The sequence below is a fragment of the Microbacterium sp. ZW CA_36 genome, from assembly GCF_044987475.1.
Taxonomy (GTDB): domain Bacteria; phylum Actinomycetota; class Actinomycetes; order Actinomycetales; family Microbacteriaceae; genus Microbacterium.
In genome coordinates, this window is record NZ_JBJDRL010000023.1 from 1 (window position 1) to 26,492 (window position 26,492).

General features: G+C 70.9%; 26 protein-coding genes. 19 read left to right on the plus strand and 7 right to left on the minus strand.

All coding sequences use genetic code 11. The features are described from left to right. Positions 1 to 147 precede the first annotated feature (147 nt). The 4 genes from ACI3KX_RS11525 to ACI3KX_RS11540 all read right to left on the minus strand — a co-directional run bounded on the left by ACI3KX_RS11525 (position 148) and on the right by ACI3KX_RS11540 (position 2,640). Positions 148 to 1,077, minus strand: coding sequence for a TIGR01777 family oxidoreductase (locus ACI3KX_RS11525; RefSeq protein ID WP_404909865.1), 930 nt, complete (start codon positions 1,075 to 1,077; stop codon positions 148 to 150). Continuing rightward, entirely contained in the window at positions 1,070 to 1,495 is a 426-nt protein-coding gene (locus ACI3KX_RS11530) for an OsmC family protein (RefSeq protein WP_363357697.1), read from the minus strand. The genes ACI3KX_RS11525 and ACI3KX_RS11530 overlap by 8 nt, the downstream gene beginning before the upstream one ends. A 103-nt stretch (positions 1,496 to 1,598) precedes the next feature. Beyond that, positions 1,599 to 2,210: a DUF4395 domain-containing protein gene (locus tag ACI3KX_RS11535; protein WP_404909866.1), complete on the minus strand. Its 612-nt coding sequence runs from the start codon at positions 2,208 to 2,210 to the stop codon at positions 1,599 to 1,601. Continuing rightward, positions 2,203 to 2,640, minus strand: coding sequence for a thioredoxin family protein (locus ACI3KX_RS11540; protein ID WP_349427053.1), 438 nt, complete (start codon positions 2,638 to 2,640; stop codon positions 2,203 to 2,205). Before ACI3KX_RS11540 ends, ACI3KX_RS11535 begins: the two co-directional genes overlap by 8 nt. A gap of 141 nt (positions 2,641 to 2,781) precedes the next feature. Between ACI3KX_RS11540 and ACI3KX_RS11545 the strand changes: the two genes are divergently transcribed. From ACI3KX_RS11545 to ACI3KX_RS11620, 16 genes are all read left to right on the plus strand, one after another. Next, a complete protein-coding gene (locus ACI3KX_RS11545) occupies positions 2,782 to 3,591 on the plus strand; it encodes a thymidylate synthase (RefSeq protein ID WP_404909867.1) in 810 nt (269 codons plus the stop codon). Further along, positions 3,588 to 4,121, plus strand: coding sequence for a dihydrofolate reductase (locus ACI3KX_RS11550; protein ID WP_363357694.1), 534 nt, complete (start codon positions 3,588 to 3,590; stop codon positions 4,119 to 4,121). Before ACI3KX_RS11545 ends, ACI3KX_RS11550 begins: the two co-directional genes overlap by 4 nt. 10 nt (positions 4,122 to 4,131) lie before the next feature. Then, positions 4,132 to 4,896, plus strand: a complete 765-nt coding sequence (locus tag ACI3KX_RS11555) for an SDR family NAD(P)-dependent oxidoreductase (protein ID WP_404909868.1) — start codon at positions 4,132 to 4,134, stop codon at positions 4,894 to 4,896. Between the two features lie 52 nt (positions 4,897 to 4,948). After that, positions 4,949 to 5,926 carry a 4-hydroxy-tetrahydrodipicolinate synthase gene (dapA, locus tag ACI3KX_RS11560; protein ID WP_363357693.1) on the plus strand — a complete coding sequence of 326 codons (978 nt, stop codon included), beginning with the start codon at positions 4,949 to 4,951 and terminating at the stop codon, positions 5,924 to 5,926. Positions 5,927 to 5,998: 72 nt separating this feature from the next. Further along, positions 5,999 to 7,675 carry a ribonuclease J gene (locus ACI3KX_RS11565; RefSeq protein WP_349427058.1) on the plus strand — a complete coding sequence of 559 codons (1,677 nt, stop codon included), beginning with the start codon at positions 5,999 to 6,001 and terminating at the stop codon, positions 7,673 to 7,675. 117 nt (positions 7,676 to 7,792) lie between these two features. Next, complete coding sequence (locus ACI3KX_RS11570) at positions 7,793 to 8,287, plus strand: GNAT family N-acetyltransferase (protein ID WP_363357691.1); 495 nt, start codon at positions 7,793 to 7,795, stop codon at positions 8,285 to 8,287. A gap of 110 nt (positions 8,288 to 8,397) precedes the next feature. Further along, complete coding sequence (locus tag ACI3KX_RS11575; RefSeq protein WP_404909869.1) at positions 8,398 to 11,142, plus strand: DNA translocase FtsK 4TM domain-containing protein; 2,745 nt, start codon at positions 8,398 to 8,400, stop codon at positions 11,140 to 11,142. A 68-nt stretch (positions 11,143 to 11,210) separates the two neighbouring features. After that, positions 11,211 to 11,783, plus strand: coding sequence for a CDP-diacylglycerol--glycerol-3-phosphate 3-phosphatidyltransferase (gene pgsA / locus ACI3KX_RS11580; RefSeq protein ID WP_404909870.1), 573 nt, complete (start codon positions 11,211 to 11,213; stop codon positions 11,781 to 11,783). A gap of 53 nt (positions 11,784 to 11,836) precedes the next feature. Beyond that, entirely contained in the window at positions 11,837 to 12,298 is a 462-nt protein-coding gene (locus tag ACI3KX_RS11585; protein ID WP_349429117.1) for a CinA family protein, read from the plus strand. A gap of 168 nt (positions 12,299 to 12,466) precedes the next feature. Next, complete coding sequence (locus tag ACI3KX_RS11590; RefSeq protein ID WP_308869790.1) at positions 12,467 to 12,775, plus strand: helix-turn-helix transcriptional regulator; 309 nt, start codon at positions 12,467 to 12,469, stop codon at positions 12,773 to 12,775. Positions 12,776 to 12,820: 45 nt separating this feature from the next. Beyond that, positions 12,821 to 13,045 (plus strand): DUF3046 domain-containing protein, encoded by a 225-nt coding sequence (locus ACI3KX_RS11595; RefSeq protein WP_349427062.1) that lies wholly within the window; start codon positions 12,821 to 12,823, stop codon positions 13,043 to 13,045. A gap of 260 nt (positions 13,046 to 13,305) precedes the next feature. Beyond that, positions 13,306 to 14,361, plus strand: a complete 1,056-nt coding sequence (gene recA / locus ACI3KX_RS11600) for a recombinase RecA (RefSeq protein WP_363357688.1) — start codon at positions 13,306 to 13,308, stop codon at positions 14,359 to 14,361. Next, positions 14,361 to 15,215: a regulatory protein RecX gene (locus ACI3KX_RS11605; protein ID WP_404909871.1), complete on the plus strand. Its 855-nt coding sequence runs from the start codon at positions 14,361 to 14,363 to the stop codon at positions 15,213 to 15,215. The genes recA and ACI3KX_RS11605 overlap by 1 nt, the downstream gene beginning before the upstream one ends. A gap of 107 nt (positions 15,216 to 15,322) precedes the next feature. Next, positions 15,323 to 16,873, plus strand: coding sequence for a tRNA (N6-isopentenyl adenosine(37)-C2)-methylthiotransferase MiaB (miaB, locus tag ACI3KX_RS11610; RefSeq protein WP_404909872.1), 1,551 nt, complete (start codon positions 15,323 to 15,325; stop codon positions 16,871 to 16,873). 7 nt (positions 16,874 to 16,880) lie between these two features. Beyond that, on the plus strand, positions 16,881 to 17,831 hold the full coding sequence (gene miaA, locus ACI3KX_RS11615) for a tRNA (adenosine(37)-N6)-dimethylallyltransferase MiaA (RefSeq protein ID WP_404909873.1): 951 nt from the start codon (positions 16,881 to 16,883) through the stop codon (positions 17,829 to 17,831). Beyond that, a complete protein-coding gene (locus ACI3KX_RS11620; protein WP_349427067.1) occupies positions 17,828 to 18,250 on the plus strand; it encodes a GNAT family acetyltransferase in 423 nt (140 codons plus the stop codon). Before miaA ends, ACI3KX_RS11620 begins: the two co-directional genes overlap by 4 nt. Here the strand turns inward: ACI3KX_RS11620 and ACI3KX_RS11625 are convergent. After that, complete coding sequence (locus tag ACI3KX_RS11625; RefSeq protein ID WP_404909874.1) at positions 18,237 to 19,892, minus strand: cytochrome bc complex cytochrome b subunit; 1,656 nt, start codon at positions 19,890 to 19,892, stop codon at positions 18,237 to 18,239. The genes ACI3KX_RS11620 and ACI3KX_RS11625 overlap by 14 nt on opposite strands. Before the next feature lie 130 nt (positions 19,893 to 20,022). Between ACI3KX_RS11625 and dapF the strand changes: the two genes are divergently transcribed. Continuing rightward, positions 20,023 to 20,895 carry a diaminopimelate epimerase gene (gene dapF / locus ACI3KX_RS11630; RefSeq protein ID WP_363357683.1) on the plus strand — a complete coding sequence of 291 codons (873 nt, stop codon included), beginning with the start codon at positions 20,023 to 20,025 and terminating at the stop codon, positions 20,893 to 20,895. 6 nt (positions 20,896 to 20,901) lie between these two features. Here the strand turns inward: dapF and ACI3KX_RS11635 are convergent, their stop codons facing one another. Beyond that, positions 20,902 to 21,549, minus strand: coding sequence for a class I SAM-dependent methyltransferase (locus ACI3KX_RS11635; protein ID WP_404909875.1), 648 nt, complete (start codon positions 21,547 to 21,549; stop codon positions 20,902 to 20,904). Between the two features lie 104 nt (positions 21,550 to 21,653). Here ACI3KX_RS11635 and hflX point away from each other — a divergent pair, with 104 nt between their 5' ends. After that, positions 21,654 to 23,171: a GTPase HflX gene (hflX, locus tag ACI3KX_RS11640; RefSeq protein ID WP_363357681.1), complete on the plus strand. Its 1,518-nt coding sequence runs from the start codon at positions 21,654 to 21,656 to the stop codon at positions 23,169 to 23,171. 52 nt (positions 23,172 to 23,223) lie between these two features. On the opposite strand, the gene ACI3KX_RS11645 is transcribed toward hflX, so the two are convergent. After that, positions 23,224 to 25,185, minus strand: coding sequence for a S9 family peptidase (locus ACI3KX_RS11645; RefSeq protein ID WP_404909876.1), 1,962 nt, complete (start codon positions 25,183 to 25,185; stop codon positions 23,224 to 23,226). 275 nt (positions 25,186 to 25,460) lie between these two features. On the opposite strand from ACI3KX_RS11645, the gene ACI3KX_RS11650 reads away from it, so the two are divergent. Next, complete coding sequence (locus ACI3KX_RS11650; RefSeq protein WP_404909877.1) at positions 25,461 to 26,423, plus strand: methylenetetrahydrofolate reductase; 963 nt, start codon at positions 25,461 to 25,463, stop codon at positions 26,421 to 26,423. The last annotated feature ends 69 nt before the right edge of the window (positions 26,424 to 26,492 follow it).

Consider the following 26,492-nt stretch of genomic DNA (forward strand, 5'->3'; position numbering starts at 1 on the left):
GATCGCGGTCCGCACCGCCTCACGCGCACGCCGCCGGGGACCGGCGGCGTGCGCGTGAGGCGGTGCGGACCGCGATCCGCCTCGAGACCGCCGACCGCCCCCGCTGATCGGCGCCGTCGGCCGGTCGCAGCGAGCCGGCGTGTGGGATCAGGCTGCGGCGGGCACGGCGGCGGCGACCGCGTCCTCGACGGTCGGATGCGAGAACTCGAAGCCCGACTGCAGGAGCGCCGAGGGCACGACGTGCGCGTCCGAGGTGAGGAGCGCCTCGGTGGCGTCGGGGCCGAGCACGAGTCTCATGCCCCAGACCGGTGCCCGCAGCAGGAACGGGCGGTTCATCCGCACGGCGAGGGCGAATCCGAGATCGTCGGCCGTGGCGCGCGTCGGGCCGGCGAGGTTGACCGGACCGGTGAGGCGGGCGTCGATGACGTGGCGGATGGCGCGCACCTCGTCGTCGAGCGAGATCCACGGCCACACCTGCGTGCCGCGGCCGATGGGCCCGGCGACGCCGAGCCGGGTGAGGAGCAGCAGAGGTTTCAGCACGCCGCGCGGGTGCACGATCGGTGCGGTGCGGACGACGGCAACCCCGGCATCCGGCCCGGCGCCGAACGCCGCGGCCTCCCATTCGCCGCACAGGTCGGCGAGGAACGACTCGCCGCGCGGTGCGTCTTCCGGGAGCCGCGCGCCCGGCCGGGAGCCGTAGTAGCCGACGGCCGACCCCGACACGAAGTGAGGGGCGTCCGTTCCCAGTTCCCGCACCGCGCGGGCGAGGGCGCGAGTCGGTGCGATGCGCGACCAGAGCAGCGTGTTCTTGTACTTCGCGGTCCAGGGGAATCGCCCGATGCTCGCGCCGCTGAGCCCGACGACGGCGTCCGCGCCCGCGAGCACCGCGGGATCGAGCGGCTCGGCCGTCGTCAGCCACTCGACCTCGTCGGCGGTCTCGGGCGGCCGGCGCACGAGCGTCGTCACCGTGTATCCATCGGCGCGGAGGCTCTCGACGAGCGCCCCGCCGACGAGCCCTGACGCCCCCGCGACGACGATCCGCCGACCGCCCCCGGCGGGCGGACGGCCTTCAGGCAAGCGTCGCCTCGAGGGTGATCTCGATCCCGGCGAGGGCCTGCGACACCGGGCATCCGCTCTTCGCGCTCTGCGCGATGCGCTCGAAGTCCTCGGGTTCGAGGCCCGGCACCACGGCGTTGACGTTGAGGTGGCTGCCGGTGATGCCGGTGCCCGGCTTGAAGGTCACCGAGGCGGTGGTGTCGATCGATTCCGGGGGAGTGCCGTTCTCGGCGAGCGCGAGCGAGAGCGCCATGCTGAAGCACGACGAGTGTGCCGCGGCGATGAGCTCCTCGGGGGTCGTGACCGAGGTCGAGCCTTCGCTGCGCGCCTTCCAGTTGACGGGGTAGGTGCCCAGGCCCGACGACACCAGGCTGACCTCCCCGGACCCGTCGAACAGTGCGCCCTTCCAGGCGGTGGTGGCTTCGCTGGTGACGGTCATGTGGGGCCTCCTCGCTGGCTCGGCGCCCGCGTGGTGGGCGTCTCGCGTCAGCCTAACCGCGACGGATGCCGTGCCGCGACGGTTCGGCCGCGACGGCGTCTCGTCAGGCCGAGGCCGGGCGGGCGCGACCGACGATTCCGGCGCGCTGCAGCAGCAGATACAGCTGGCAGCCCAGGCACAGTCCGAAGACGGCGTTGAGGAAGGCGGCGACGAAGGCGGCCGCGGCGGCGATGGTGAGAGCCCACGGCACGCCGAGCAGGTGCAGCGCGAGCCCGATGACCGACACGAACAGACCGACGCCCTGTGCGAAGCGCGGCGGGCGCGGGTCCTCGAGTTCCGTCGGAGGCGCCAGGCGCGGCGCGACGACGGTGCGGTACAGCGCGCCCCAGGGCGCAGTGCGGGGTGAGAGGACTCCCCAGAGGAACAGCAGGGCGATCACGAGCAGGAGGAGGAACGCCGGGTCCAGGAATCGCTGCGCCGGAGACGCGAACGTGATGAGCCAGGCAGGATGTCCCGCGACGAAGGCGAAGTCGACGGACCCGACGAAGCCGAAGGGGAGGGTGTCGCCGAGCTGCGCCGTCGACAGTCCCGTCAGCCCGAGGAAGACGTCGATCAGCAGCAGCAACGCGGTGATGCCCGCGACGAAACGCGGACCGCGCGGGTCGATGCCGCGCTGCGATCGCCGTCCGGCGGCGGCATCCGCTCGCTCAGACATTCGCGTCCTCGGAGATCAGCCGGTTGAGCTCCAGTTCGAGCACGTCGCGGCTCGGGGCGCCGCCGAAGCGCGTCTGCACGACCCCGTCGCGGTCGAGCACGAGCGTCGTCGGCGTCTGCAGCACGTGGAAGTGCTTGGCGATGTCGGGGCGGTGCGTCAGATCGACGTCGAGGTGCCGCACTCCCGGATGGCCGTCCGCGATGTCGGCGAGTGTCCGATGCACACCGGGGCAGCGCGCGCACATCTCGGTGCTGAACTGCAGGAGCGTCGCGACTTCGCCGAGCCCGTCTGCGCCTAGCCGGGCGGGCTCGATGACCTCGTGTGCGACGTTGTGACGTGCGCGAGGCTGACGCCACTTCACGAACACGCCGATCGCCACGGTCGCCGCGAGGAGGGCGGCGAGGGCGATGAGGGCTCCGACCAGGGTCACAGCAGATCAGGCTAACCCCTTTCGCCTGCGTACGGGCCGAATGCACCGATATGTCGCCTCCGCAGTAACACGACCGTCGCGTGAGCCCGTCGCGGCGCGGCCCCGACCCGCGCGGCGCGGGCCGCGGGTATCGTGGCAGCCGTGACGACGCCGATCCCGACCCCGTACGAGGACCTGCTGCGAGACGTGCTCGAGAACGGCACGCACAAGGACGACCGCACCGGCACCGGCACTATCAGTGCCTTCGGACGCCAGATCCGGTTCGACCTCTCCCAGGGCTTCCCCCTCATCACCACCAAGCGCGTGCACTTCAAGTCGATCGCGTACGAACTGCTGTGGTTCCTGCGCGGCGAGTCGAATGTGGCCTGGCTGCAGGAGAACGGCGTCACCATCTGGGACGAGTGGGCGGATGCCGAGGGCGAGCTCGGCCCCGTCTACGGCGTGCAGTGGCGTTCGTGGCCGACGCCGTCCGGGGAGCAGATCGATCAGATCGCGCTCGTGCTCGATCAGATCCGTGCGAACCCGGACTCCCGGCGCCTGATCGTCTCGGCATGGAATCCCGCCGACATCCCCGACATGGCTCTGGCACCCTGCCACGCGCTGTTCCAGTTCTATGTGGCCGACGGCAGGCTGTCGTGTCAGCTCTACCAGCGCAGCGCCGACCTGTTCCTCGGTGTTCCCTTCAACATCGCCTCGTACGCGCTGCTGACCCTCATGGTGGCCCAGCAGGCGGGCCTCGAGCCCGGCGACTTCGTCTGGACCGGCGGCGACTGCCACATCTACGACAACCACCTCGAGCAGGTGCGCGAGCAGCTGACCCGCGAGCCGTACCCGTACCCGACGCTGCGCATCGCCCGCACCCCCGCCTCGATCCTCGACTACCGCTACGACGACTTCGTGCTCGAGGACTATCAGCACCACCCTGCGATCCGCGGCGCCGTCGCGGTATGACCTCTTCGATCGGCCTCATCTGGGCCGAGGCGCACGACGGCGTCATCGGCGCGCAAGGCGGCATGCCGTGGCACGTCCCTGAGGACCTGGCGCACTTCAAGGCCCTCACGCTCGGTGCGCCGGTCGTCATGGGACGCCGCACGTGGGAGTCGTTCCCGGCGCGATTCCGCCCGCTGCCGGGCCGGCGCAACATCGTCATCACCCGCCAGGAGGAGTGGGCTGACACCGGCGCCGAGCGGGCCGGCTCGCTCGAGGCCGCTCTCGCCGTGGCCGCCGAAGGCCGACCGGAGCGGATCTGGGTGATCGGCGGTGGGCGGCTGTTCCGCGAGGCGATCGATCTCGCCGATCTCTTGGAGGTCACGGAGCTCGATCTCGAGGTGCCTGGCGACACCCACGCACCGGATCGGCGCGGCTGGCGGACGACATCGGTCGACCCGGCCGAGGGGTGGCACACCTCGCGCACCGGCATCCGCTACCGCTTCCTGCGGCTGGTGCCGGAGCATGAGCGCGCCGCTCGCCCGCCCCAATAAGCTGGCGCGCATGGCGAAGACGGCGCTCATCACCGGTGCGAGCTCGGGGCTCGGCGCGGAGTACGCGAGGCAGCTGGCGGCGAAGGGCGCAGACCTGGTGCTCGTCGCCCGCGACAGGCAGGCGCTCGAGCGCCTCGCGGTGGGCCTGCGCTCGACGTACGGCGTGGAGGTCGAGATCCTCGCCGCCGACCTGCTGAAGGCCCGCCAGCGCGAGAAGGTCGAGGCGCGCGTCGCCGACGAGACGCGGCCCATCGAGGTCCTCGTGAACAATGCCGGGTTCGGGCTGCCGCTGGCATTCGAGGCGAACGACATCGAGGACGAGGCCCGCCACCTGCACCTGCACGTCGAGGTGCCGATGCGGCTGACGCATGCCGCGCTGGGCGGGATGCTCGCTCGCGGCCACGGACGGATCGTGAACGTCGCGTCGGTCGCGGCATTCATCCCGCGGTCCACGTACGGCGCCTGCAAGGGCTGGCTCGTGAGCTTCAGCCGCTGGGCGAACGGACACTACGGGCCGCGGGGCGTCACGGTGACGGCAGTGTGCCCCGGCTACACGCACACGAGCTTCCACGAGCGCCTCGGCCTCGCTCCGGGCGAGGAGGGGGTGTCCGACCTGATGTGGCTGGACGCGCGGGACGTGGTCGCGGAGTCCCTGCGCGACGCCGCCCGCGGCAGGGCGGTGTCGATCCCGTCCCGCCGGTACAAGGTGCTCGTCGCCCTCGCACGCTTCGCGCCGCCCTCGCTGGCGGCCCGCATCGGCGAGCGCGGGCGTTAGACGCCGGGACCGGCCGCGCGCGGCGGGCGCGGCATCCGGATAATCTGAAGTCATGACGCATACGGGCAACCCTTTCGGACAGGTGCTCGTCGCGCTCGTCACCCCCATGACGGCCGACGGCGAAGTCGACTGGCCCGCTGTCGAGAAGCACATCGACGACGTCATCACCGCGGGCGCCGACGGCATCGTCGTCACCGGCACCACCGGTGAGACGTCGACCCTCACCGACGCGGAGAAGATCCGCCTCGTGGAGGTCGGAAAGGATGTCGCGGCCGGCCGGGCGAAGATCATCACGGGCGGCGGGTCGAACGAGACCGCGCACGCGATCGAGCTCTACAAGGCCAGCGAGAAGGTCGGCGCCGACGCCATCATGATCGTCACGCCGTACTACAACAAACCCACGCAGGCGGGCATCCTCACGCACTTCCGGCTCGTCGCCGACGCCACCGATCTGCCGGTGATCCTGTACGACATCCCGGGCCGGACCGGGGTGCCGATCAGATACGAGACGATCCTGCGCCTCGCCAAGCACCCGAACATCCTCGCCATCAAAGACGCCAAGGGCGACTTCAGCGAGGTGAGCCGCGTGCTCAACCAGACCGACCTCATGTACTTCTCCGGCGACGACGCCAACGTGCTGCCGCACCTCTCGATCGGCGCCACGGGGCTCATCGGCGTGACCGCGAACATCGCGCCCGCACCGTATAGAGCGATCGTCGACGCCGTGAACGCCGGCGACCTGAAGACCGCGACCGCAGCCCACATGCAGCTGGAGCCGCTCGTGCGCGCGGTGATGACGCATGTTCCCGGCACCGTCTCGGCGAAGTACATCCTGCACGGCCTCGGCCGCATCGGGAGCCCGCGCGTGCGCCTGCCGCTCGTGGGGCCCGAGGAGTGGGAGGCCGCCAAGATCGAGGACGAGCTCGCCCTCGTCACGGATGTGCCCGGCGCGGACTTCTCCAACTTCCGCCCCGACCGCAACGCCGCCGCCGGCGGTGCCCTGCCGAAGGTCTCAGGCACCACGAGATGACGACCGTGCCGTCGCCGATCGGGCGATGGCACGCTGATGAACGGATGCCGTGCATCCGGAGGAGGCTTCACAATGCCCACCACCCCGTACGACCCGCCCGAGCTCGCAGCCGGAACCCTCCGGGTCGTCCCCCTCGGCGGCTTGGGCGAGGTCGGCCGCAACATGACCGTCTTCGAATACGGCGGCAAGCTGCTGGTCGTGGACTGCGGCGTCCTGTTCCCCGAGGAGCACCAGCCCGGCGTCGACCTGATCCTGCCGGACTTCGAACCGATCAAGGGGCGCCTCGACGACATCGTCGGCGTCGTGCTCACCCACGGCCACGAGGACCACATCGGCGCGGTGCCGTACCTGCTGAAGCTCAAGAGCGACATCCCGATCGTCGGCTCCGGCCTGACCCTCGCGCTCACCGAGGCGAAGCTCAAGGAGCACCGCATCCGGCCGTACAGCCTCACGGTGGCCGAGGGCCAGCGAGAGAACCTCGGCCCGTTCGAGCTCGAGTTCATCGCGGTGAACCACTCGATCCCCGACGCGCTGGCTGTCGCCATCCGGACACCGGCGGGCACCGTGCTCGCGACCGGCGACTTCAAGATGGACCAGCTTCCGCTCGACGGGCGCCTCACCGACCTGCGGGCGTTCGCGCGGCTGGGGGAGGAGGGCGTGGATCTGTTCCTCGTCGACTCCACGAACGCGGACGTGCCGGGGTTCACCCCTCTGGAGCGCTCGATCGGACCCGTGCTGGATCAGGTCATCGGCAAGGCTCCGCGGCGGGTGATCGTGGCGAGCTTCTCGAGCCACGTGCACCGCGTCCAGCAGGTGCTCGACGCCGCGGCCGCCCACGGCCGCCGCGTGGCGCTCCTCGGCCGCAGCATGCTGCGCAACATGACCATCGCCGAAGACCTCGGCTACCTCCACGTGCCCGAGGGTGTGCTGATCGACTACAAGAAGGCGCGTGACCTCCCCGAGGACCAGATCGTCTACATGTCGACCGGCTCGCAGGGAGAGCCGATGGCCGTGCTCAGCCGCATGGCGAACCTCGACCACGCGATCGAGCCCGGGCCCGGCGACACCGTGATCCTCGCGTCGAGCCTCATCCCGGGCAACGAGAACGCCGTGTACCGCGTCATCGACGGGCTCACCAAGCTCGGGGCGACCGTCGTGCACAAGGGCAACGCCAAGGTGCACGTCTCGGGCCACGCAGCCGCCGGCGAGCTGCTGTACTGCTACAACATCCTGAAGCCGAAGAACGTGCTGCCGGTGCACGGCGAGTACCGCCACCTGATGGCGAACGCCCGCCTCGCGCAGGACACCGGGATCGCGCCCGAGCGCACATTCCTCGCCGAGAACGGCACCGTCATCGATCTCAAGGACGGCGACGCGCGCATGGTCGGCCAGCTCGACCTGGGCTTCGTCTACGTGGACGGATCGACCGTGGGCGAGATCACGGATGCCGACCTCAAGGATCGCCGGATCCTCGGCGAAGAGGGCTTCATCTCGGTGATCGTGGTCGTCGATGCCTCGACCGGCAACGTGATCTCGGGACCGGAGGTGCACGCCCGCGGCTTCGCCGAGGACGACGCCGTCTTCGAGGACGTCAAGCCCAAGATCGCCGCCGCGCTCGCCGAGGCCGCCAAGTCGGGTGTCCGCGATCCGCACGCGCTGTCGCAGATCGTGCGCCGTACGATCGGCCGCTGGGTGAACCAGTCGCTGCGTCGCCGGCCGATGATCGTGCCGCTCGTGATCGAGGCGTAGCCCCCTCGCTCAGGACCGGGTGTTCCGGGGCTGCGCTCTGCGCGCGCCGGAAGGCGATGCGTCGATCGGTCAGCGCCCGTTATCGCGTCGTAACGTGCGCGCCGTAGCATCGCCCTCGTGGCCTCTTCGTTCCGCATCCGTCCCGCCGTGTCGGCAGACGGCGTGTTCCTAGGCGACATGGTCGTCGAGGCGGCGAACTGGCGGCAGGGCGGCGCACGGCCGCGGCACGAGGTCATGAGCGGGGCGGATCACCGGCGCTACGTCTCCGGCTGGATGCGCCCGGGCGACGCCGGCTTCGTGGCGGAGGATCTGAACGGCGAGCCCGTGGGCGCCGCGTGGTATCGGATGCTTCCCCGCAGCGATCCGGGGTTCGGGTACGTCGGAACGGGTGTCCCGGAACTGATCATCGGCGTCCGCCCGATCTTTCGCGCCCACGGCGTCGGGCGGGCCCTGCTGCAGCGGCTGTGCGAGCACGCGGGCGCCCAGGGCTTCGCGCGCATCAGCCTGAGCGTCGAGCGCGGCAATTTCGCGTCGACGCTGTACCGCAGCGAGGGCTTCGCCGTGACGCAGAGCGGCTCGGGTCGCGACACGATGGTGAAGCGGCTGCGCTGACCCTGCGGGGCGCCCGCGGCGCGATTCGGCAGCCGTCCACGACGCCGCGCGTCGATGGCCGGGCGGCGTGGTTGCGCGGAAATGTCGGGCCGCCGCCGTAGCGTGGAGGGATGGCCAGGAGCTCAAGCCCGACCAAGGGTTCGCGCGCGTCTTCGAGCGCGTCGACGAGCGCGCGTTCGAACGCGTCGTCGACGGCTCGCAAGCCCGCAGCCGCCAAGCCGGCCCCCGCGCCCAAGCGCTACGTCGATCAGCCTGAGCGGCCCCCCGTCGTCGTGCGGGCCTGGCTCGGCCTCGCCCACGCGACCGGCGGCCTGTTCCGTGCTTTCGGCCCCGAGACGCTCGAGAAGGACCAGCGCCGCGACGGCTTCCCGTTCCTGCTGGTGCTGCTGGCGGTCGCCGGCGCCGTCAACGAGTGGTTCTTCATCGGCAGCGAGGTCGCGAAGACGATCAGCGCCTACTCGGTAGGCGCACTCATCGGCCGTGAGGCCTTCGTGCTGCCGGTGCTCCTGCTGATGCTCGCGGGCTGGATGTTCCGGCATCCCTCGTCGGTGCACGACAACGGCCGCGTCGGCATCGGCTTCGGGCTGCTGCTGGTCACGATCGCCGGTTTCTGCCATGTCGCCGGGGGTCGCCCTCAGCCGAGCGAATACCTTCCTGCGCTGAGCGCGGCGGGCGGGCTGTTCGGATGGATGCTGGGCGAGCCGCTCGCCATCGTGCTGACCGACGTCGGCGCGTACATCGTCCTGTCGCTCCTGGCAGTCCTCAGCGTCCTGATCATCACCAAGACGCCGCCGAACCGCATCGGACGCCGTCTCGGCGAGCTGTACGCGTGGATGTTCGGCGCCGAGCCGCGGGAGGAGAAGGCGACGGATGCCGCCGCCGACGCCGCCCGGGAAGACGAGGGCGATCCGTCGATCCCGTTCTGGCGTCGCAACAAGACCGGCCGGGAGAAGGACCCTGAGGGCGGGCTCGGATCCCAGGACCTCACCGAGCTGCTGCCGGCGGGCTCGGCGCAGGGCGGATTCGAGCAGGCCATCGTGCCGCCTGTCACACCGCCGCCCGCGCCGGCTGCGGACGCGCTCACCGAGGTCATCGATCCCGCCGTGCTGTCGGCGGCCAAGGCGGCCACCTCGTCACGCACGTCGCTGCGCGACGACGCCCAGGTCATCGAGGACGACGGCACCCTTCCCGGCCTCGACGGCATCGGCTCGAGCACCGCGGTCGACTCGCCCTCGGCGCCCTACCGGCTGCCGTCCGTCAACGCGCTGGCGGCGGGCTCGCCGCACGTGGCACGCTCGCAGGCGAACGACGACACGGTGCGCGCGATCACCAGTGTGCTCGACCAGTTCTCGGTCGATGCGCGGGTGACGGGCTTCTCGCGGGGGCCGACAGTGACCCAGTACGAGATCGCACTCGGCCCGGGTGTCAAGGTCGAGCGCATCACCGCCCTCACCAACAACATCGCGTACGCGGTCGCCTCGAACGAGGTGCGCATCCTCGCGCCGATCCCCGGCAAGAGCGCGATCGGCGTCGAGATCCCGAACATCGACCGCGAGATCGTGACGCTCGGCGACGTGCTCCGCTCGACCACCGCCACCAACCAGACGCATCCCATGACGATCGGCGTGGGCAAGGACGTCGGCGGCGGCTACGTGGTGGCCAACCTCGCCAAGATGCCGCACCTCCTCGTGGCCGGCTCGACCGGTTCCGGAAAGTCGAGCTTCGTCAACTCGATGATCACGAGCCTCCTGATGCGCGCCAAGCCCGCCGATGTGCGCATGGTGCTCATCGACCCCAAGCGGGTCGAGCTCACGTCGTACGCCGGTGTGCCGCACCTCATCACCCCCATCATCACGAACCCCAAGAAGGCCGCCGAGGCGCTGCAGTGGGTCGTGAAGGAGATGGACATGAGGTACGACGACCTCGCCTCCTTCGGCTTCCGCCACATCGACGACTTCAACAAGGCCGTCGTGGCCGGCGAGATCACCCTTCCGCCGGGCAGCGAGCGCGTGCTGAAGCCGTACCCGTACCTCCTCGTGGTGGTCGACGAGCTCGCCGACCTGATGATGGTGGCCCCGCGCGACGTCGAGGACTCGATCGTCCGCATCACCCAGCTCGCCCGGGCCAGCGGCATCCATCTCGTCCTCGCGACGCAGCGACCGTCGGTCGACGTCGTCACGGGGCTCATCAAGGCCAACGTGCCCTCGCGGCTCGCGTTCGCGGTGACCAGCGTCACCGACTCCCGCGTGATCCTCGACCAGCCCGGCGCCGACCGCCTGATCGGCCAGGGAGACGGCCTGTTCCTGCCGATGGGCGCCTCGAAGGCGATCCGCGTGCAGGGCGCGTGGGTGAGCGAGAAGGAGATCGAGTCGGTCGTCAAGCACGTGACGAACCAGGCGCGTCCCGAGTACCGCGCCGACGTGGCTGCCGTGGCCGATAAGAAGGAGATCGACGCCGACATCGGCGACGATCTCGAGCTCCTGCTGGCGGCCGCCGAGCTGGTGGTGTCGAGCCAGTTCGGGTCGACGTCGATGCTCCAGCGCAAGCTGCGCGTCGGCTTCGCGAAGGCCGGACGTCTCATGGACCTCCTCGAATCGCGCGAGGTCGTCGGCCCCTCCGAGGGATCGAAGGCCCGCGACGTGCTCGTGACCGTCGAGCAGCTGCCGTCGGTGCTCGCGCGCATGCGCGGCGACGATGTGCCCGCCGCGGCGCCGGCAGCGCCCGCCGCTCCTCCCGCTGCACCCGCGGACGATCGGTACGGAACGGATGCCGTGGGCTCCCAGTACGACGGCTACCCCGTGGTCGAGGGCGAAGACGGCTCCGAGGACGCGTGGGGGCTCACCGGCCGCGACTGAGCGGCCGCGATCCATCGGCCGCACTCGGGTGGGCTCGCCCGTGCCGTGGGCGCCGATAGGCTCGGGCCATGGCGATCCCCCGGCAGCTGCCCAACGCGATCACGATCGTGCGCATCCTGTGCGCGCCGGTCTTCCTGTGGATGCTCCTCGCCGACGGGGGAGCGGACGGGGCGCTGCGCTGGTGGGCCGGTGCGCTGTTCATCGTGGCGATCGCGTCCGACGGGATCGACGGCTACCTCGCGCGCAAGCACGACATCGTGACCGATCTCGGCAAGCTCCTCGATCCCATCGCCGACAAGGTGCTCACCGGATTCGCGTTCATCGGACTGTCGATCCTCGGCGAGCTTCCGTGGTGGATCACGATCGTCGTCCTGATCCGCGAGATCGGCATCACGGTCTACCGCTTCATGGTGGTGAGCGACCACGTGCTCGCGGCGGCCTGGATGGGCAAGCTCAAGACTCTCGCCCAGGGCGTCGCCCTGTCGCTCGCGCTCCTTCCGCTGTGGACGCTCGTCGGCGACTGGATCTTCTGGGTCAACGGCGTGCTCATGACGATCGCGGTGATCCTCACGATCGCCAGCGGCATCGACTACATCGTCACCGAGCTGCGGGCCGCGCGCGCCAAGCGGAGCGGTGCGTGACGGACACCGCAGCCGGCCGGCCGGCGAGCGGGCGCGAGGCGGCGCCACCGGGAATTCCTCATGCTGCTGCGCTGCTGGGTCGGCTGGCCGGACGAGGCTGGTCGATCGCGGCGGCCGAGTCGCTGACGGGCGGGCGCGTCACGGCCTCGCTCGTCGATGTGCCGGGCGCCTCCGCGCACGTGCGCGGAGGGATCGTCGCCTACGCCACAGACGTCAAGGCCAGTCAGCTCGGCGTCGATGCCGCACTGCTGGCCGAGCGGGGACCGGTGGATCCCGATGTCGCCGCGCAGATGGCGCAGGGCGTGCGACGCGCTCTGCGCGCCGACGTCGGCCTCGCGACCACCGGTGTCGCCGGTCCTGATCCGCAGGACGGCCGGCCGGTCGGCACCGTCCACGTCGCCGTCGCGACGCCCGAGAGGGTCGTCGTATCGTCCCTCGCACTGTCCGGATCGCGCGACGAGATCCGCACGCAGGCCGTGCACCGGGTGCTCGAGCTCGCGCTCACCGTGGTCTGAGGCATCCGGGATCCGTCGCTCCGGCTTCGGGAACAGAAGGTGTTTCGTCTCGGTTACATTCGGTGATTCCCACCCATTGCCCAGTTGTCGGGATTAGATTGGCATCATCCGGTGCTGTACTGTTGGGCACCCGGAAGACGGTGGAATCAGAAGTGAGGAGGGGCCCTGATGATCCTGGTACGTCAAGAAATCGGTGAAGTGCTTCGTGATTTCCGCCAGCAGAAGGGGCGCACCCTCCGCCAGGTCGCCAGTCGCGCGAGTGTCGCGCTGGGCTATCTGAGCGAGGTCGAGCGCGGCCAGAAGGAGGCCTCGAGCGAGATCCTCGCCTCCGTGGCCGAGGCTCTGGACGTCCCCATCTCGACGATCATGCGCGAAGTCGGCGATCGCATCTCGGTGCTTGAGGGAATCCAGACGTTCCCCGACGTGGTCCCCGACGACCTGGTCGCCTCGGTCGACGCCGAGCTCTCCCTGCGCTGATCCGGCCTCCTCGCCTGCAACCGACCTCAGGAACCGACGATCGCCATGCGACGCAGTGAGTTCGACCGCGCGGTCGCGGACGAATTCGGCGCGCGTGCCGGCGTCGTCGTGACCGATCTCTTCCTGTCGAAGGTCGGCGGACGCACCGCCGCGCAGGCGATCGCGGCGGGCGTCGACCCGCGCGAAGTCTGGCTCGCTCTGTGCGACGAGCTCGACGTTCCCGCCGAACGCCGCTACGGCGTCGGCCGCCTCGAGCCGCGTCGTCGCTGACCCGCGCTCCGCCCCCTTCTCGGCCGGGCCGCTCTGCGGCGTGTCATCGAACAAGTGTTCGATTACGGCGTAGGCTCCTGCACAGCAGGTGTCGAGAGCGTGTTTTCCACGGACGCGGAAGAAGCGAAGACGGATGTCGGAGCCCCTCCCTAACGTGGACAGCGTCGAACGACACCTCACGCCTTGTCGCAGCATCCGTCCCACCGGGCCGGAGCGCGACAGCCTACAGGCGACGGAACGCGAGCATAGAGGAGCACGTCATGCCATCACCCGTTGACCGCGAGAAAGCCCTGGAATCGGCCCTCGCCCAGATCGACCGGCAGTTCGGGAAAGGCTCGGTGATGCGCCTCGGCAGCGACGAGCGCGCTCCCGTCGAGGTCGTGCCCACCGGCTCGATCGCCCTCGATGTCGCCCTCGGCATCGGCGGGCTCCCGCGCGGCCGCATCATCGAGATCTACGGCCCGGAGTCGTCGGGTAAGACGACGCTCACCCTGCACGCGATCGCCAATGCACAGCGCGCGGGAGGCATCGCCGCGTTCATCGACGCGGAGCACGCCCTCGACCCCGACTACGCGCAGAAGCTGGGCGTCGACATCGACGCGCTGCTCGTGTCGCAGCCCGACACCGGTGAGCAGGCGCTCGAGATCGCCGACATGCTGGTGCGTTCCGGCGCCATCGACCTCATCGTGATCGACTCGGTCGCGGCGCTCGTGCCCAAGGCCGAGATCGAGGGTGAGATGGGCGACTCGCACGTGGGTCTGCAGGCGCGCCTCATGTCGCAGGCGCTCCGCAAGCTCACCGGTGGTCTCAACCAGACCAACACCACGATGATCTTCATCAACCAGCTGCGCGAGAAGATCGGCGTGTTCTTCGGCTCGCCCGAGACCACCGCGGGCGGCAAGGCGCTGAAGTTCTACGCATCGGTGCGTCTCGACATCCGTCGCATCGAGACCCTGAAGGACGGCACCGAGGCGGTCGGAAACCGCACGCGCGTCAAGGTGGTCAAGAACAAGATGGCGCCGCCGTTCAAGCAGGCCGAGTTCGACATCCTGTACGGCGTCGGCATCTCGCGCGAGGGCAGCCTCATCGACTTCGGTGTGGAGCACGGCATCGTCAAGAAGTCCGGCGCCTGGTACACCTACGAAGGCGAGCAGCTCGGCCAGGGCAAGGAGAATGCCCGCAACTTCCTCATCAAGAACGCGGACGTCGCGGCCGAGATCGAGTCGAAGATCAAGACGAAGCTCGGCATCGGCGTCCCCAAGGGTGCCGTCGAGGGCTCGGTCGAGGACGAGCTCGCAGCGCGCCGGCCGGCCTGATGGTCCGATTCGTCGACAGCGGGGACGAGTCCGACGTCGAGACCGACGACGGACTCGCACCCGTGACCCCGCTCTTCGGCGGCGGGGGAGCACGTGCGTTCCCGAAGACCGCTGCCGAGGTGCAGCAGGCGCTCGAGGATCGCCTTCACACGCCTGTCGACGATTCGCCCTTCCCCGGCGCGGCAGCTGCGGCGAGGAGCGATCCGACCTCGGAGGGTGTCCAGGAGCGAGCCGAGCCCCAGGATGCCCCGCCGACGGCGGGGGAGGATGCCCCTCCCATCGACCTGGCCGCAGAGCGTGCGGACAGGACGCGCTCGCGTGGTCACAGCAGATCCCGCGAACCATTGGATGGCGACGCCGACGCGGCGGCGACTGCCGAGCGCGGTCTCGTGAAGAAGCTTCGCGGCAGGCAGCTGTCGGTGTCCGAGGCGAAGACGTACCTCGGCCAGTACGACCTCGACGGCGACGCCGTCGGTGCGATCCTCGACGCCTTCCTCGAGCGCGGCTACCTCGACGACGCACGCCTCGCCGAGCAGGTCGTGCACGCCGGAGTCGACCGCAAGGGGCAGGGGCGCCAGGTCGTCGCCCAGAGCCTCGCCAAACGAGGCGTGCCTCGCGACGTGGCAGACGCCGCGCTCGCGGAGCTTCCCGACGACGACGCCGAGCGCGCACTCGAGTTCGCGCGGACGAAGGCCGGATCGCTGCGTGGGCTCGAACGCGACGTCGCACTGCGTCGCCTGGCAGGACAGCTCGCACGGCGCGGATACGGCGGCTCCCTGGCGTTGAACGCCGCGCGGACGGCGCTGGAAGAGACGACGCGTCCCGCCGGCCGCGTGCGGTTCGAAGAGCGCTGAGCGGGCGCCGGCGCACCCGTCCGACGTCGCCCGCCGTTCGCCGACGCGGCGGGCACGGCATCCGTCCAGACTCCCTGCCTGCGCGCGGCTCGTAGAATGGCGACATCATGTCTTCGCCTTCCGCTTCCCCGACTCTCATCGCGCCGTCGCCGGCCGCGAACGACGTCGATGGCCGTGCCCGCACCTACGAGGTGCGCACGTTCGGCTGCCAGATGAACGTGCACGACTCCGAGCGCCTCTCCGGTTCGCTCGAGAGCGCCGGCTACGTCCGCGCAGAAGCCGGCGAAGAGGCCGACGTCGTTGTCATCAACACCTGCGCCGTGCGCGACAACGCCGCAGGCAAGCTCTACGGCACGCTCGGCCACCTCAAGTCGCGCAAGGACAAGCACGACGGCATGCAGATCGCCGTCGGCGGATGCCTGGCCCAGATGGACAAGGACGTCGTCCAGCAGAAGGCGCCCTGGGTCGATGTCGTCTTCGGCACGCACAACATGGGGTCGCTGCCGAGCCTGCTCGAGCGCGCGCGCCACAACGGCGAGGCCGAGCTCGAGATCCTGGAGTCGCTCGAGATCTTCCCGTCGACCCTGCCCACGAAGCGCGACAGCATCTACAGCGGCTGGGTGTCGATCTCGGTGGGCTGCAACAACACGTGCACGTTCTGCATCGTGCCCAGCCTGCGCGGCAAGGAGAAGGACCGTCGCCCCGGCGACATCCTGAACGAGATCCGCCTGCTGGTCGACGACGGCGCGATGGAGGTAACGCTCCTGGGTCAGAACGTCAACTCGTACGGCGTCGAGTTCGGCGACCGTCAGGCCTTCGGCAAGCTGCTGCGCGCGGCGGGTGAGATCGACGGCCTCGAGCGCATCCGTTTCACGAGTCCGCACCCGGCCGCCTTCACCGACGACGTCATCGACGCGATGGCCGAGACCGCGGCCGTCATGCCGCAGCTGCACATGCCGCTGCAGTCCGGCAGCGACCGCATCCTCAAGGCGATGCGCCGGTCGTACCGCAGCGAGCGGTTCCTCGGCATCCTCGACCGGGTGCGCGCCAAGATGCCCGACGCTGCGATCTCGACCGACATCATCGTCGGCTTCCCCGGCGAGACCGATGAGGACTTCGAAGACACGATGCGCGTCGTCGAACAGGCGCGCTTCGCGAGTGCGTTCACGTTCCAGTACTCGATCCGCGAGGGCACGCCGGCGGCCACGATGCCCGACCAGGTGCCGAAAGAGATCGTGCAGGAGCGCTACGAGCGCCTGATCGCCCTACAGGAGCGCATCTCGCTCGAAGAGAACCAGAAGCAGCTCGGTCGCGAGGTGCAGGTGCTGGTCTCGATGGGCGAGGGCAAGAAGGATGCCGAGACGCACCGGCTCACCGGTCGCGCCGAAGACAATCGCCTCGTTCACTTCGAGGTGCCCACGGGGTCCGAGATCCCGCGGCCCGGCGACGTCGTCTCGGTCGTCGTGACGCACGCCGCGCCGTTCCACCTGCTCGCCGACGCACCGGACGGCGTGCCGCTGCGCATCCGCCGCACCCGCTCCGGTGACGCGTGGGACCGTTCGCAGGCGGAATCCTGCGGCGTGCCGACACCGGCGGGCGACGCCGGCGCGCCGCGCGCGGTGTCGCTGGGACTGCCGACCCTCCGCATCGGCGTCTGACCCGACCGTGAGCGACGGCCCCTCCGCAGACGACGCTGCGGCCTCGCAGCCGCGGCTGTGGGCCGTGGTCGGCGCGACGGGGACCGGCAAGACCGCGCTGTCGCTCGATCTCGCCGAGGCGCTGGCCGTGCGCGGTCGAGGGGTCGAGATCGTCAACGCCGATGCGATGCAGCTCTACCGCGGCATGGACATCGGCACGGCCAAGCTCCCCGAGGCCGAGCGGCGCGGCATCCCGCACCACCTCTTCGACATGCTCGAGGTCACCGACGACGCGGCGGTCGCCTGGTATCAGGATGCCGCGCGCACCGCGATCCGCGAGATCCACGGCCGCGGCTCCGATGCGATCCTCGTGGGCGGCTCGGGGCTGTACGTGTCGAGCGTGCTCTTCGACTTCCGCTTCCCGCCCCGCGACGAGCAGCTGCGGGCGCGTCTCGAGGGCGAGCTGGACGCTCACGGCCCCGGCGCCCTCTATGCTCGCCTGCGCGAGCTCGACCCGGCCACCGCGGCCAGGGTCGATCCCCGCAACGGACGCCGCATCGTGCGCGCGCTCGAAGTGCTCGAGCTCGGAGAGCGCACGCACGGCGCGGCGCTTCCTGAAGAGCCGGTGCTGTGGCACGCGGCGACTCGCGTCGTCGGCGTGGCGGTGCCCCGCGACGAGCTGGTCGTCCGCCTCGACGCCCGCGTCGATGCGATGTGGCGCGACGGGATCCTCGATGAGGTCCGCGCGCTGCGTGAGAGGGGGCTCGAGCGCGGCGTCACCGCGCGGCGCGCGATCGGCTACGCGCAGGCGCTCGCACAGCTGACCGGCGAGATGACCGAGGCCCAGGCGATCGCCGAGACCCAGGCGCTGACCCGCCGGTACGCCCGCCGGCAGGTCTCATGGTTCCGGCGCTATGACGCGCTGCGGTGGGTGGAATCCGGAGCGGATGCCGCTGGCCTGGCAGACTCGTCGGCATGAGCATCGCGATCCGGCCCTTCGAACTGGCCGACACCGAGGCTGTGGTGTCGCTGTGGCAGGCCACGGGCCTCACCCGCCCGTGGAACAACCCCTACCAGGACATCAACCGCAAGCTCTCGGTGCAGCCGGAGCTGTTCCTCGTCGCCGTCGCCGCCGGCGCGATCGTCGGCTCCGTCATGGCGGGATACGACGGGCACCGCGGATGGCTCTACTACCTCGCGAGCGATCCCGCCCGGCGAGGGGAGGGCATCGGACGCCGCCTCGTCGAGGTCGCCGAGGAGCGGCTCCTGGAGCTGGGCTGCCCCAAGGTGCAGCTGATGGTCCGCCCCGAGAACAACTCGGCGCACGGCTTCTACGGGGCGCTCGGCTACGAGACGTTCGAGACGTGGGCCACCGGAAAGCGTCTCATCGCCGACTGACAGGCGCCTCGAGCGCTCGCGTGCTGTCACGCGGCTCGTGATCGGCGGGCTCGGCGTCGATGCGGCCCCCGTTGTAGTACCTGCGCATACCCAGGCGCAGGCGACGCGTGAGCGGACCCGCCTCGCCCGTGATCGGCTCATGAGCGCTTCCCGTCGGATCGTCCGGCATCGCGAGACGAGCCCGCTCGGTCTCGTCGAGTGGCTGGTGGATCTCGACGTACTCGCCGCCCGGGAGGCGGACGATCCGCCCGGTCTCGTACCCGTGCCGGAGCAGGCCGGCGTCCTTCCGCTGCAGACCGAAGCAGACGCGGCGAGCGATCGTGAACGCCACGAAAGGCGCGACGATGAGCGCCACCTGCAGCGCGGTGATCACGTGCTCGATGCTGACCGAGAACGCGGTGGCGATGATATCGGCGCCGCCCGCCGCCCAGAGGACACCCACGAACACGAGTCCGGCGACGCCGAGGCCGGTGCGCGTCGCCGCGAAGCGAGGCCGGTCGAGGAGGTGGTGGTCCCGACGGTCTCCCGTGACCCACTCCTCGAGGAACGGGTATGCGGCGACGGCGGCGAAGAAGGCGCCGACGACGGCGAGCGGGGCCAGGATCGCCATCGTCCAGGTGCGGCCGAGCCACACGAACTCCCACCCCGGCGGCACCAGGCGCAGGGCGCCGTCGAGGAACCCGGTGTACCAGTCCGGCTGGCTTCCCGCACCGGCGTTGCCCGGGTCGGCGGGACCGTAGAGCCAGATCGGGCTCACCGTGACGGTCGCCGAGATCAGCAGCAGCAGCCCTGTGACGACGAGGAACAGCCCGCCCGCCCGGGTGGCGGCTGTCGGGACGAGAGCCACGCCGACCACGTTCTCGGGCGTGTGGCCGCGACCGGGGAACTGCGGCGGGCCATGCCGCCACGCCGCGAGGGCGCGGAGCGCGACGAGCGCGAGGAGCGCTCCGGGGAAGACCACGATGTGGAGCGGATACAGGTTCTCGATGATCCGGCCCGGAAACGCCCCGCCGAAGAGGACGGACGCGAGCCACGTGCCGATGACCGGGATGCCGAGGAGGATGCCCTCGACGATCCGCAGGCCGGTGCCCGACAGCATGTCGTCAGGCAGTGCGTAGCCGCTCCACCCGCTCGCAAGGGCGGCGATCAGCGCCAGGAGCAGCAGCACCCACATGGCACGCCGGGGCCGTCGGAAGGCGCCGGTGAAGAAGGTCGACACCAGCTGCACGGTGATAGCGGCGGGCAGGAGCAGTGCTGCCCAGTGATGCGCCTGTCGCAGGACCACGCCGCCCGGCACGTCGAACGTGACGTGCATCGTCGAGGCGAACGCCTTCGACACCTCGGTGCCGTGAAGGGGAGCGTACGACCCGGCGTACACCGTGCCCTCGCTCGACGGTGTGTAGAAGAACATCAGCAGGATGCCCGTCACCGTCACGACGACGAGGGACCCCAGCGTGACGGCCCCGAACACGTTGGTCCAGTGGGTGGGGACGCGGCGGCGACGGAGCTCCGCCCAGGTGCCGTCGATGCGGTGACCGAACACGGTGATGCTCCCGAGGCGCTCGGCGAGCCGGTCGGTCTGCGACCGGCGACGCCCGTCCTCGCCGCGAGCCCGGTCGGTCTCGATCGCGATGCCGCGCATGCTGTCTCCTCCTGATGGTCCTACCCACAAGACACCGCGGCGTGCCGGGATGTGACAGCGCCGGCGCCAGCGCCACCGACAGCGACCGCAGCCGCGGAGGAGGGAGCGCCGGCGACCGTAGACTGTGACGATGCCGCAGACGATCGCGTTCACCAAGGGCCACGGCACCGGCAACGACTTCGTGATCGTCCCCGACCCCGACGGCGCGCTCGATCTCACCGACGACCAGGTCGCCGTGCTGTGCGACCGGCGCTTCGGCATCGGCGGCGATGGCATCCTGCGGGTGGTGCGGGCGAGCGCGATGGCCGAGGGAGCCGACGCGGCGGCTTCCGGAGCCGAGTGGTTCATGGACTACCGCAACGCCGACGGCTCGAAGGCCGAGATGTGCGGCAACGGCATCCGGGTGTTCGCCCGCTACCTCGTGGATGTCGGCTGGGCCGACGTCGACGCTGCACCGCTCGCGATCGGCACCCGGGCCGGCGTCAAGACCGTCACCCGCAGCGATCGCGGCTTCGAGGTCGACCTCGGCCGGTTCGCGGTCGACGACTCGGGCGTGCTGGTCCGCACCCGCGGCGGTGGAGCGCCGCGTCCCGGCATCGGGATCGACGTGGGCAACCCGCATGTGGTCGTGGCGCTCCCCGACGACGTCGAGCTGGAGGGCCTCGACCTCGCGGCGCAGCCGCAGCTGCACCCGGAGCCCGCGCATGGCGCGAACGTCGAGTTCGTCGTGCCCAGCGACCCTCTCGTGCGCGACGGCGTCGGGGCGATCCGCATGCGCGTGTTCGAGCGTGGAGTCGGCGAGACGCTGAGCTGCGGCACGGGCGTCGCGGCCGCGGCGCTGGCCGTGCGGCACTGGGCAGGTCCCGCCGCGCCGGACCACTGGGTCGTTGACGTTCCCGGCGGCACGCTGGGCGTGCGGATGCCGGAGCTCGACGGCGAGCGGCACGTGCTGCTGTCAGGGCCGGCGACCCTGGTCTACACCGGCGACGTCACGCTCGCGTAGCGGCGCTCAGAGTTCGGGCAGCGTGATCGGCTCGCTCTGGGGCGAGCCGTGGCGTCGCACCTTGAGCACCCGGAATCCGCGCGCCGTCGCGGCGCGGTAGACGCTGAAGCGACGATCGAGCGTCGACGCGAGCCATCGCTGGAGCGAGTCCGACCCGAGATTGCGCTGGACCACCAGCCAGGCGTCGGCGCGCTCGTCGAGGCGGGGGATCCACCGCTCGAGCAGGCCGTGCAGCTCGTTCTTGCCGACGCGGATGGGGGGATTCGAGCGGATGGTGCGGAACACGACGTCGTCGGGAACATCGTCGGGCAGCGTGGCGTTGACATTCGTGAGCCCGAGATCCGCCGCGTTGCGCCGCACGAGGTCCAGTGCTCGTTCGTTCACGTCGACGGCCCACACGGTCGCGTGCGGGGCGTCGAGTGCGAGGCTGAGTGCGATCGGTCCCCACCCGCAGCCGAGGTCGAGGAAGTTCCCTCCAGCCGGCGGCGGGGGAGTGTTCGACAGCAGCACCGCGGTTCCCGAGTCCACATGGTCGGGGCTGAAGACGCCCCCGGCTGTGGTGACCTCGAGATCGCGTCCGGCCAGCGAGACGCGGATGCGGCGCAGATTCTCGGGGCTGGCGGGCGTCGCACTGAAATAGTGGTCGCTCCCCATGGCTGACGAGCCTAGCGGAGGTGCTCCCCGGGAGGGGAGCGTAGAATTCACGGATGCCGCGAACCGGCCGATGAGCGTCGGAAAAGGCATCCCGAAAGGAACACATGACGGATACGACGACACCCCAGAGCACCGACGAGACGCCGGTCGACCCGGTGGATCGCGTGCTGGCGCGCGCCGAAGCGCGCTCGGGGGTGCACGTCTTCGGAGCCGCCCAGGCGCTCCAGGACGAGACCACGATCGGGCGCGCAGACACCGACGGCGAGCAGTGGGACCGCGAGGAGCGTGCGGCGCTGCGCCGCGTTCCGGGGCTCTCCACCGAGCTCGAGGACGTCACCGAGGTCGAGTACCGCCAGCTGCGACTCGAGAACGTCGTGCTGGTCGGCGTGCACGCGCAGGGCGAGACGGAGGACGCCGAGAACTCGCTGCGCGAGCTGTCGGCGCTGGCCGAGACCGCCGGCGCCGTCGTGCTCGACGGCGTGCTGCAGCGGCGGCCGCACCCGGATCCCGCGACCTACGTGGGACGCGGCAAGGCCGAGGAGCTGCGCGACATCGTCGCCGCCGTGGGCGCCGACACCGTGATCGCCGACACCGAACTCGCACCGAGCCAGCGACGTGCACTCGAGGACGTGGTGAAAGTCAAGGTGATCGACCGCACGACGGTGATCCTCGACATCTTCAGCCAGCACGCCAAGAGTCGCGAGGGCAAGGCGCAGGTCGAGCTCGCACAGCTCGAGTACCTGCTCCCGCGCCTGCGCGGCTGGGGTGACTCGATGAGCCGCCAGGCAGGTGGCCAGGTGGGCGCCGGCGGCGCGGGCATGGGCTCGCGCGGACCCGGTGAGACGAAGATCGAGCTCGATCGTCGTCGCATCCGCACGCGGATGGCCATGCTGCGCCGGCAGATCCGCGAGTTCGCACCGGCGCGCGACGCAAAGCGCGCCGAGCGCAAGCGGAACACGATCCCCTCGGTCGCGATCGCCGGGTACACGAACGCCGGCAAGTCGTCGCTGCTGAACCGGCTGACGAGCGCGGGCGTGCTGGTCGAGAACGCCCTCTTCGCGACGCTGGACGCGACCGTCCGGCGCAGCGAGACGAGCGACGGCCGCGTCTACACGCTCACCGACACCGTCGGGTTCGTGCGCAACCTGCCGCACCAGCTGGTCGAGGCGTTCCGCTCGACGCTCGAAGAGGTCGGCGATGCCGACGTCATCGTGCACGTGGTCGACGGCTCGCACCCGGATCCGGCCGCCCAGCTCGCGACGGTGCGTGACGTGATCGGCGATGTCGGGGCGCGCGACATCCCCGAGCTGATCGTGTTCAACAAGGCTGATCTCGTCGACGACGACACCCGTCTGCTGCTGCGCGGTCTCGAGCCGAGGGCGATCTTCGCGTCGTCGCGCACCGGCGAGGGCATCGAGGAGCTCCGGACGGCGATCGAGGACGCGCTGCCGCTTCCGGCGGTGGAGGTGCGCGCACTGGTGCCGTACGACCGCGGCGACCTGGTGTCCGCCATCCACGAGCAGGGCATGATCCTGTCGCAGGAGCACGAGGAGGGCGGCACGGCCGTCCACGCTCGCGTGGGCGAGCATCTCGCCGCGCGTCTCGCTCCGTTCGAGGTCTGACGCGCGTCGTCCCGCTCCTGCCGGGCGCAGGAGCGGGACGGCACGCGCGCGTTCAGGCGAGATCGAGCCGCGGTACGCCCGGCGTCTCGAACCCGAGGACCTGGCCGAGGAACGACAGCTCGGCCTCCATCGTGCGCACGAGCGTGTCGGCGCTGCGGAAGCCGTGGCCTTCACCCTCGAACGCCAGGTACGCGTGCGGGACGCCGTTCGCCGCGAGGGCGTCGCGCACCGCCTCCGACTGCGAGGGCGGCACGACCCGATCCTCCAGTCCCTGCTCGATCAGCAGCGGCGTCCGCATCCGATCGAGGTGCGTCAGCGGCGACCGCTCGACGTACAGCTCCTCGGCCTCGGGGAGCGGGCCGACCATCCCGTCGAGATAGCGGGCCTCGAAGTCGTGGGTGTCTTCGGCGAGACGGCGCAGGTCCGCGACGCCGTAGCGGCTGATGCCCGCGGCGAAGGCGTCCGAGTTCGCGAGTGCGCAGAGCACCGTCCATCCGCCGGCGGAGCCTCCTGCGACGGCCAGACGACTCCCGTCGGCCGTGCCCGACGCGGCCAGGCCCCGCGCCGCGGCCACCACATCGTCGACGTCGACGACGCCCCACTGTCCGAGCAGACGCTCCCGGTAAGCCCGTCCGTACCCGCTCGAGCCGCCGTAGTTGACGTCGAGCACCCCGATGCCGCGGCTCGTCAGGTAGGCGATCTTGCCGGATGCCGCGCCGCCGACGTGAGCGGTCGGCCCGCCGTGGACGAAGACCACGTACGGCGGCTTCTCGTCGCCGGACCCGACGACGCGCGGGTTGGTCGGCGGGTAGTCGAACGCGTGCACGGGTCCATGCGGCCCGGGCACGGTGACGGCGCGCGCCCGCGGCATCCATTCCGCGCCCCAGGGTGAGGCGCCGCCGACGACCAGCCGCGCCGCTCCGGGGTCGTCGACGTCCAGCTCCCAGAGCCCGGCACCGCCGGAGCCGGCGCCGGAGACGAGAACACGGCGGCCGCGGGCGTCCTCGATCGAGAGCCGCGTGACGGCGTCGAGCGGCAGCACGCGCTCCGTTCCGTCAAGGTCGATCCGCACGAGCGCGTCCGACCCGTCGGTCTGCACCGCGACGACGCGGCCGTCGTCCAGGGCCGTGAACCAGCGGGTGCCGAGCACCCACAGCGGCCCCCCGGTGTCGGCATCGCCCGGCGCGACCTGTTCGTGGTGAAGGTCGGCCGTGAGCCGAAGGCGCCACAGGTTCCACCTGCCGGTCGGATCGTCGGCGTACAGCAGGTCGTCGTCGCCGACCCACACCGGCTGCAGCGGCGAGTGCGCCTCGGCGGGAGACGATTCGCCGCCCGCCACGGTCGTCCACTCCACGACCTCGCCGCCGTCGAGTCGCCCGACGCGCAGCTCGGCGCGGTCCCAGGCCATGTTCGGGTGGTTCCAGGCGATCCACGCGAGGTGCGCACCGTCCGGCGAGAGCGCGGGATGGGCGACGAAGTCGCTGCCGCCGGCGAGCGACGTGAGGCGTTCGGGATGCTGCAGCGCGGAGCCGTCGAGGGGGACGACGACGATGTCGCGCACCGGCGCGGCACCCGCCGTGTGGTCCTCCCGCACGGCCAGCAGCCGGCCGTGCTGCAGCGTGAGCCCGCCGTAGCGGACGTCGCCGGCGTCGGGCGTGAGCGGGCGCGGCTCGTCGTCGGGGGCGAGGCGCCAGATGCGCTGGTCGGACTTCTCCACGAAGTAGAGCACGCCGTCGTCGTCGGCGGTCCACGATCCGCCGCCGTACTCGTGCACGCGCGACCGCGCACTCCACGGCGCCGGGAGCACATCGACGACGGCGCCGGATGCCGCCCGCCGGCGCACGGCGGAACGTCCTCCCTCCTCGGCGACGGACTCGCCCCACCAGACTTCGGGCCGGCGGCGGCCGCTGCCGACGAAGCGGGCGCCCTCGAGGCGGGGAGATGCGGCCGACACCTCCGCCGCGGCGATCGGAGAGGGCCAGCTGCCGTACGGGAGAACGTCGGGTGTCGTCACGCAGACCACGGTACGACCAACGGTGCGCGTCGCGCGATCGAAACAGAAGGTCACAGGAGGCCGGGCGCGGGACTGCTCCGCTACCGTGGACGCATCGACGCCCGGTCGTCCGCGAGGACGCCCCCGAACCTGGGGGTTCCGGGCAGGAGCGACAGCCGAGCCCGGCACCCGCCCGCGATGACACCCCTTCCGCCGCACGGCGGAGGCGAGGTGCCGCGGCCGTCCGGGTCTTCCCGTTCGGCTGAGCCCGAGTCCGATCCCTGAGAAGCAGGCCCATGTCCATCGACCTGAGCACTCCTCCCGTGCCGATCTCGTTCGAGGTGTACCCGCCCCGATCCGATGCCGGCGTCGCCGCCCTCCACGAGACCATCCGCCATCTGGCGTCCGTCGACCCCCGGTTCATCTCGGTGACCTACGGCGCGGGCGGCTCGACGGGCGGCCGCTCGCTCGAGCTGCTGACCCACATCCTCCGCGAGACCCACGTCGAGCCGCTTGCGCACCTGACATGCGTGGGCAACACCTACGCGGGCGCCAACACGCTGATCCGGGAGTTCCTGGATGCCGGCATCACGAGCTTCCTCGCCCTGCGCGGCGACCCGCCGGCCGGGGCCTCCGAGGATGACGCCTTCCTGGGCGACCTCTCGAGCGCCGCCGAGCTCGTGCAGCTGATCGACCGGGTGCAGGCCGAGCGCGAGCCCTACACCGAGGCGCTGATCCCGGGTGTGCCGGGAGCCGTGCGCGTCGAGAAGCGGGCGCAGGTCGACATCGCGGTCGCGGCATTCCCGAACGGTCACCCCCGCTCGCGCCACGCGCTCGAGGACATCGACGCCCTCCTCGCCAAGCAGGCGGCGGGCGCCACGCTCGCGATCACCCAGCTGTTCTTCCACGCCGACGACTATCTCGCTTTCGTGGCGCGTTCGCGCGACGCCGGAGTGACGATCCCGATCCTCCCCGGCATCATGCCGATCACCTCGGGCGCTCGGCTGCGCCGCGTGCTCGAGCTGACGGGGGAGCAGCTGCCCGCGGACCTCGCCATCGCGCTCGACCTCGAGCCGACCGCCGAAGGGCAGCGCGAGGTGGGCATCGCGCACGCCGCGCGCCTCGCCCGCGAAGTCGTGGACGGCGGCGCGCCCGGCATCCATCTGTACGCGTTCAACAACCACGACACAGTCCTCGACGTGCTGCGTGAGGCCGGCGTGCTCGCCTCGGCGACGCGAATGCCCGACGCCGTCCACTGACCCGGACGCCGCGATCCGTCGGATGCCCCGACGGTCTCTTCGGCGACCCCCGAGAACCCCCACTCCGAG